Source organism: Quyinboa mangrovi (assembly GCF_042219825.1).
Classification (GTDB): Bacteria; Bacteroidota; Bacteroidia; order Bacteroidales; family UBA5342; genus JBHJHP01.
On the sequence record NZ_JBHJHQ010000018.1, the window covers coordinates 1 to 4499 of the forward strand.

5 protein-coding genes are annotated in these 4499 nt (G+C 33.5%); all 5 read right to left on the bottom strand.

Going from position 1 to position 4499, the window contains the following annotated elements; translation table 11 throughout:
- Window positions 1-241: 241 nt before the first annotated feature.
- Window positions 242-853, bottom strand: coding sequence for a magnetosome magnetite crystal formation protein family (locus ACE1ET_RS20175; protein ID WP_375730233.1), 612 nt, complete (start codon window positions 851-853; stop codon window positions 242-244).
- 353 nt (window positions 854-1206) lie between these two features.
- Window positions 1207-2100, bottom strand: coding sequence for a hypothetical protein (locus tag ACE1ET_RS20180; RefSeq protein WP_375730234.1), 894 nt, complete (start codon window positions 2098-2100; stop codon window positions 1207-1209).
- 792 nt (window positions 2101-2892) lie between these two features.
- A complete protein-coding gene (locus ACE1ET_RS20185; protein WP_375730235.1) occupies window positions 2893-3210 on the bottom strand; it encodes a hypothetical protein in 318 nt (105 codons plus the stop codon).
- A 329-nt stretch (window positions 3211-3539) separates the two neighbouring features.
- Window positions 3540-3749 carry a hypothetical protein gene (locus ACE1ET_RS20190; RefSeq protein WP_375730236.1) on the bottom strand — a complete coding sequence of 70 codons (210 nt, stop codon included), beginning with the start codon at window positions 3747-3749 and terminating at the stop codon, window positions 3540-3542.
- A gap of 175 nt (window positions 3750-3924) precedes the next feature.
- Entirely contained in the window at window positions 3925-4386 is a 462-nt protein-coding gene (locus ACE1ET_RS20195) for a hypothetical protein (RefSeq protein WP_375730237.1), read from the bottom strand.
- Window positions 4387-4499 lie beyond the last annotated feature (113 nt).

A 4499-nucleotide genomic window follows, 5' to 3' on the forward strand; every position in this document is an offset into this window, starting at 1 on the left:
CTTTCGTTTCAATATTAAAAATCTTGTTTAACATTCTAATTTTTTTGGAAAATGCACTACAACGTTCCCGCGGTATGGTGTCGTGCGGTTGACTGTCCCACGAAGTGGAGACTGTCAAGCCGAAAACGACGCCAGGATGCATGAGTTATTGCGAGTTAAAAGAACCGCATGCACTATGACCGCGTGTTAGGCCTAGTAGTTTTATTAATTTTGAATTGTCTGGTGAATGAAAAATGTCTTGCTATAAAAAAGGAATAGAAGGTTTATAAATAGTATCTAATCCATTATAACTTCTCCTGAAATTCATTAAAATCATGAAAATATTGAATAAATATAATAGAAGAAAAGGTGCTTCCATATTGCCGAAAACAATTGTTTTTAGATTTGAAATACCTATATAGAAGATATAATTAATATTGCCTCTAAATCCACTAATAATTAAATGAGATGTAATTAATATAAGGTAAAGCGTTGAAGTCCATGTAGCTTGAAAATTGATTATTCTCTTGCCTGTTTCTTCTACTTTTTCTATTTTCTCTCGTTTTACAATCCACATTACTAGGGGAGCTAATATTCCAAGAATAGGATGAATAATAAAGCTTAAAGAACTAAGATTTAATAACATCAAATATCCTTTATCTTCGTAAATGTTGCTATTCAAAAAGTATTCTGTTGTAACTCCTAATGTTTTAGTCAGTTTAATCAAAGTATCCCCTCTGGGTATAGATTCACCACTTTCAATGCGCTGAATTGTTCTCAAACTTAATTTAGATTCCTCCGATAACTGTTCTTGAGTGAATCCAATCAATTCTCTTAATTCTCTTACTTTATATGCAAAGCTGTGATTTTTCATTTCGATAGATTTTTTAGGCAATAGTATTCTATTTGCTTCTATGGTAATGCGTCAATATAGTGTCAATTATACGTCAATTGTAATGTTTATGCATTTTATCTATTAGGCCTAACGTTGAGTGTATGATTTCGTAAGGGATTGCGGACTGCGCTCGTATCCACCGTTACCGAAATTGAAGCGGGAGAAAATGCTTCGCTTACCACTGAAACCCTTATGAATTATACACATTGTTGTGCCTTCGTTGTTTCTTTTTCTTCCGTGCGATAGTGCAGACATACTCTTTGCCAAGTTTTGGTTTGTGTATCGGCTGGTGTGACTTGGCAATGTGTGAGGCTGTGAAGCAAGCTCAGGGGTCATAGTTTATCTATCTCTTTTAAATTTTTTGACAATTTCCTTATGTTTTCAATCAAAGTTGAAGCGTAAGTATAAAATTCAATGTCTTTATAGGTCTGCTTGTAAAATAGAGATTTCAACTTAGCACTTAAAAATTCCAATACTTGTATTTCCCTTTTAAAATCTTCGTATAAATTCCTTTCACGCAAACCTGTCTTTACCCTTTCAATTTCTTGGTCAATTGTTCCTTCATATGGTTTAATTACAATATCGTCATTTTCTTTGGTCAACAATTTCTCAAATGTGTACCCTGCATTCTTGAAGATTGTATCAAATTTAACAGTGTATTTAGTCATTATTTCATTGAATTTTTGTTTAAAGTCTTTCTCAAAGTCCTTCAAATAGCCTAAAGTTATTTGTGAATTTTCAAGAACTAAATTGGTGATATTAAATTTTTCACTTTCTATTTCTTTAACTGTACCCCAATATAAATGCTTAATGGTTTGCTTTTTATTGTCTGTTATGTCAAAGAAGTGACGAGTTTTAATTTTGAGTTTCTTGTTTGATTTATCAGAAGGATGACCAAATACTTTGTTTCGTGTATCTCTTACTTTATCGTAATTGTTAAGCTTAAAACCATCATATTTAATTTCAAGTAACGCATTTTGTAAAGTTTGCATACTGTCTTGTTCGATATAAAGGGTCTGCATAATTCCGATTGCTTCAAGATGATTAATTGTTTCTAAAGCGTAATATTCGTCTTTAGGTCTTTGTAAATCATTTAGAATATGCAGTGAAGCACAAAGAGCATCCCAATTCTGCAAATCTTGAATGTAGTAATTTTGAATAATTGGACGATTTATCCAGTCAAAAAACTGACTTACTTTTCTCTGTATTTGGTTTTCAACTTCCATTTATTCTTTCAATTTCTGTCAAAGCGTTGGCAAAATTCAAGCTCTTTTGGTTTTTTATCTTGGCTTTGCGTGTTGGCAAAAACCAAATGTGCTTGAATGTGCGGTCAGGCTTTTTCACAATGAGGCACAACGTTCCCGCGGTATGGTGTCGTGTGGTTGACTGTCCCACGGAGTGGAGACTGTCAAGCCGAAAACGACGGCATACGGAATGTGGGTTTGCAAATTAAAACAAAACCGCATGCACTATGACCGCGTGTTGTATGTAGTACCTTCTTTTGTTCTCTCACTGGTGCTCTTTAAATTGATGCTTCACAAATTAAACACTTCAGCAAATCAAATGAGATTCAGCCACCCACGACCGGATAATGTAAATCAAAACTTTACGATATTGCATCAACCCCAAACGATATTGCGTCAAAATACGAATCTTCAAAGTTGTGTAGACTGAGATTCCACCCGACACGTGGTTTAAATCAAACGATGATCCAATTTTAAAAAGAACGTTCCCCGCTTCAGCCGAAAGAGGGTGGAAGCCAGTTTTAAAATAATCAAACTACTAATCCCGGTATTACATACAACGTTCCCGCGGTATGGTGTCGTGGCAGTTTCTGTCCGATAGGATAGGAACTGTCAGGACGAAAGGAGCCGGCTGCGAACGTTGAAATATTTTGTTTAAAAGTACTGCCATGCACTATGACCGCGTGTTGTGTGTAGTAATTATTTATTCTATTCTAAGATTTGCATTTCAAATGTCTTAATTGGAGGATCAAAAGATTGCTTTCGGAATAACAGTTAACGATGATTAGAAATTAAATAAAATAGCAGATTGTTGAGTTCGCATATGATTTTCCCAATGTTAATATATCCAGCAGTTTCGTTAAATCTACTTTCATCAGATATATTTTTTCCTATTTCTGTATCTTTAATCAATTTATGATGTGATATTGAGGATAAATGATGAGAAACACCTGCAATAAATGCAAAATCATTTTTATTTTCATATTTAACAGGATAGGACTTAACTATTTGAATTAATTTTTTGACATAGTCGATTAATTGTCTTGAATCAAATGAATTGACTAGTTCTGGGTTTAAACTGTTTTCGTTCATAATATATAAAATTTAAAGGATGCTGTTTTTTTAGAAATATTTGTGAATTAGCCTATTTTAGAAAGGAAGGCGACCTGTGCCGCCAACCTTTCCCAGTCTAACGACTTGTAGTGTTTAATATTTAATATTTAATTTTCGATTTAATAAAGATTTTAGGGTGTCTTACCACGTTTTTTTACAAATCGAAAGGACTGTTTTGGTAATATCGACTATCAACTTTATACAAGTCAAAATTCCGATGATATAGCCTAAAACAACCATGGTTATTAATATAAACAATTACAGCGTTAACTGGCAGAGTGGACTATTCCACCTACATCTTTACTATTTTACTTTTTAATAGTCCATATTGATGATTTTGTTGTAATGCCGTTGACAGGATTATAATTGTTTTTAGGTTTGTGTTTTCTTTTTAGTTTACCATTTGCATTCAAGAGTTGTCTCTCGCGTTCTTTTTCGATTTCAAGTTGCTCTTTTAAATATTGTTCTCTTTCCTTTGGTCTAAGAGATTTGTGCAATTTTATTTTTTTTCTTCTCATAATAATGAAGGTTTGTTTGTCATTATTACACACAACGTTCCCGCGGTATGGTGTCGTGGCAGTTTCTGTCCGATAGGATAGGAACTGTCAAGACGAAAGGCGCTTGCAGAGAACGTTGAATTATTTGGTTTAAAAGTACTGCCATGCACTATGACCGCGTGTTAGGCATTGTGCGTTATTTTGTCCAGTCTCCTTTTTTCAAATTTAAAAGTATCTGTTTTTTTGAGTTATTGTCGAACTCTAACTGCTCAACTTGGTTAATAATTGAGTCAATTGGGATTAAATCATTTATTGGATTTCTAAGCTCAAAAAGTATAAATGCCGTATCAATCTTATCTGAAATATTACTGTATGTTTTGACGAATAATTCAGGATTAGTTTCAACTGTCTTAAATAACCAATAATTGCTTGCTTCACTAAATTCAACATTATTGAAACAACTTTTATCAATAGTCATTAAGAACACAGAAATCATCGAAGAGTCTAGATTTTCAATATTATCTCTAAGTTGTCTAAGTATATTAAAATTACATTTTAGAGTATCTTCTTTTTGTCTAATGGAAACTTTGTCGATCTGAGAGAAGCAATTGAAACTAAATAGTGACAACGTCAAAATAATTAATTTGACTTTATTCATATGTTGAAAATTTCTTTTTCATCTCGCATTATGCCTAACGTTCCCGCGGTATGCTGTCGTGGCAGTTTCTTTCCGACGGGAAAGGAACTGTCAGGACAAAAGAGACAGCCTGC

Coding starts and splice junctions, on each gene's coding strand:
- ACE1ET_RS20175 (WP_375730233.1), bottom strand. CDS start 853: ATGAAAAATCACAGCTTTGCATATAAAGTAAGAGAATTAAGAGAATTG.
- ACE1ET_RS20180 (WP_375730234.1), bottom strand. CDS start 2,100: ATGGAAGTTGAAAACCAAATACAGAGAAAAGTAAGTCAGTTTTTTGAC.
- ACE1ET_RS20185 (WP_375730235.1), bottom strand. CDS start 3,210: ATGAACGAAAACAGTTTAAACCCAGAACTAGTCAATTCATTTGATTCA.
- ACE1ET_RS20190 (WP_375730236.1), bottom strand. CDS start 3,749: ATGAGAAGAAAAAAAATAAAATTGCACAAATCTCTTAGACCAAAGGAA.
- ACE1ET_RS20195 (WP_375730237.1), bottom strand. CDS start 4,386: ATGAATAAAGTCAAATTAATTATTTTGACGTTGTCACTATTTAGTTTC.